General features: G+C 40.0%; 3 protein-coding genes. All 3 read right to left on the bottom strand.

The genetic code is table 11. The annotated features are described in order from the left end of the window. Positions 1–171: 171 nt before the first annotated feature. On the bottom strand, positions 172–654 hold the full coding sequence (locus H538_RS0118060; RefSeq protein WP_154658024.1) for a hypothetical protein: 483 nt from the start codon (positions 652–654) through the stop codon (positions 172–174). Further along, a complete protein-coding gene (locus H538_RS0118055) occupies positions 651–1,166 on the bottom strand; it encodes a replication-relaxation family protein (RefSeq protein ID WP_245595269.1) in 516 nt (171 codons plus the stop codon). The genes H538_RS0118060 and H538_RS0118055 overlap by 4 nt, the downstream gene beginning before the upstream one ends. A 16-nt stretch (positions 1,167–1,182) precedes the next feature. Further along, on the bottom strand, positions 1,183–2,471 hold a 1,289-nt coding region (locus H538_RS0118050; RefSeq protein WP_026678775.1), incomplete at its 5' end, for an FtsK/SpoIIIE domain-containing protein.

Here is a 2,471-nt window from a genome sequence, read left to right as displayed (position 1 = left end):
ATTACATCATGCCGCCCATATTTTACTTGCATTTCGCGCATTTTCATAAACCTTTAATATACGTTTTTGACCAAAATAAACAATTGATTTTAGTAATTTGATTTTTGCATGAAGTCGCAAATGATCGTAACTTTCGTGATTTTTATGTGATTTTTTAAAAATCACAAACTCTTAAATTCCAACAGCCAACGTCCCTAATCCCTTTAGGACTTTTACGAAGATCGGAAACATCTGAACGATACAATATGTGATGCAAATCTTCCCTATCCCTTCCCAGGTATCGCCTGAGTCTTTAAAAAATGACATAAAAAGCTTCCATAATATCATAACCGAAGCAACTGGAAAGCTAATAGCAATAATTATGTCTACAATTGGATCAAACAAATGGGCCATTGCGGATATTATCTCTTTTCCGACAGCATCACCAACACCAACCGGGACTACCGCGTTATTGTTAAGAACCGAAGCAGCTGTGACACAAGGATCTGGAGTTGCAGCAAAAGCTTTGGGAACAAACGCAAGGGGAATTAACGTTCCGGTTGCTATTGCTTTTTTATTCAACTTGTTCGGTTCTTTTTCCTTAAATTCTCCGGACATAAATTCCTTAAAGTTTATAGTTTCGGTACGCCTAAACATTTGAATAACCCCTTTCATTTAATGTCTTTTAACGTAAAAACTGAATAAGGTAAACCAGAACAATATGAAATGATCTTTCTTTTACGATAATCACTTGTGGTCAACCAATTTAATTTTGGAAAATAACCATAGTCTTCGCTATCCTGGAAGATTCTTGATTGATATATCTTTTTATATCGTTCAATTTTTTTTCGATTCTCAACCATGCTTTGTTCATTATCGACTTCAAGGAAATTGGCTCTTTCTCCTTTCCAAAACCAAGCATCACAAATAACTCTGGTACATCCATCACTGACTTCTATTTCCGTTTCAAAATTCTCCGGCATTCCCGAAAAGATGTAAAACTCGCTTCTCATTAGATAGTGATGAATCTGCATGTTTTTCTTTCTCACTACATTGGCCCCGATATACTCCCTGCCTTCTTTATTCAAATAATAAATGGTGTCATAACCTTCCCGAAAATTAGACAGGTACGATTTCATTTCACTTAAAATTCTGTTAGCATTACGTTTTGACTTTAAATCGTGCATTCGCATTAACTGATCCCTAGTCAGAAAGCCGAGTTTTTTTAATGATAGGAGAATTTTTTCTTGGCGTTGGTTCATGGTGTACCACTTCCTCCTCTCGTGGTTTGATGACAATATGGGGCTTGATGATTTCATCAATTAAAGAACTGGAGATATACGGGGTCTGCACCATCTGAACATCAGACCCGATTTTGTATATAGCGCGACCCTTGATCTTTGGCAGGCTTTCAGCGCCGGTAATATCCAGAACGACTCGAGATGCAACATCATCATCGACCCGAAAACAGAGGCGGCCTTCAGAATTCCTTTTTACCTGGGGGCTAATTACATCCGCCGTAGGATGCTGCGTGGCCGTAATTAGTCGGATTCCGAATGCTCGACTTAAACGAGCGATTTCAGACAAGTAGAACTCACAGGATTCTTTGACTTTCTTGCGTTCTTTGTTCGGCTCCCGGCCACTTGATAACTCCGCTACCTCATCAATAACAACAAAATGCCGCTGTTTCCGCCCCCCTTCTTTGCAATTCCTAAAGCCTTTATCTTTCAATTGGTCTCGAATCCTGAACATCTCATTTAACACGTTCCCCAAGGCTTGCAATGCTTCCTCCGGACTTTCGGCATAGTTGACGACTTGGCGACAATTTTGGAAGCGATCAAATTCAATGCCGCCTTTCAAGTCGATCAAAGTGAAAGTAACGTTATCGGCCTGTGTTTTAATGAAATGAGCAATCAACATATTAAGAAAAGAGGATTTCCCTCCGCCGGTCGCCCCAGCTGTAAGAAAATGTGGTTCATCTTCAAAGTTATGAAATACCATCTGACCAACGCGATCTACCCCAATAGGCACTTTCCATTCGTCCGACTTCATCTCTTCGTATTCCAGGTAGTCAGTCATAGGCTTGTTGTAGACTTTGATTCTTATCATTCCGTCATACTCAATTTCTACAGATTTCCTTGTCGTTGTTTTGGTCAAGTGGCCCTTTATCTGCCGGATCGGATTTTGTTTGAGATCGATTTGTTTTATGTCCTGAAAACTGATGTTTAGCATACGCTTTTTAATATTTATCCCGTCCTCGATACGCTTGATGTTTCTACGAAAATCCTCCTCGCATAAGCCGAGAGGATGCCGGTATGCGTATTCTGTCCCCCATTTCTTCTTTGTTTTTCTGTAGAGTTGGCATGTTTCGCCGTTTTTCCCATGCAAACCGCAATGAAGAAAAATTTTCTGGATTTTTTCTGCGTCCGAGTTGCCGCCCGTTTTTTTCAGATGAGAGTAGACGGCCAGGGATCCAAAAAGAAATGATGAGG

This window comes from Fictibacillus gelatini DSM 15865 (assembly GCF_000430745.1).
In the GTDB taxonomy this organism is placed as follows: Bacteria; Bacillota; Bacilli; order Bacillales; family Fictibacillaceae; genus Fictibacillus_A; species Fictibacillus_A gelatini.
This window is presented reverse-complemented; position numbering and strand designations above follow the sequence as displayed.

Excerpts from the sequence above, each read along its gene's own strand:
- H538_RS0118060 (WP_154658024.1), bottom strand. The coding sequence starts at position 654 with ATGAAAGGGGTTATTCAAATGTTTAGGCGTACCGAAACTATAAACTTT.
- H538_RS0118055 (WP_245595269.1), bottom strand. The coding sequence starts at position 1,166 with ATGCACGATTTAAAGTCAAAACGTAATGCTAACAGAATTTTAAGTGAA.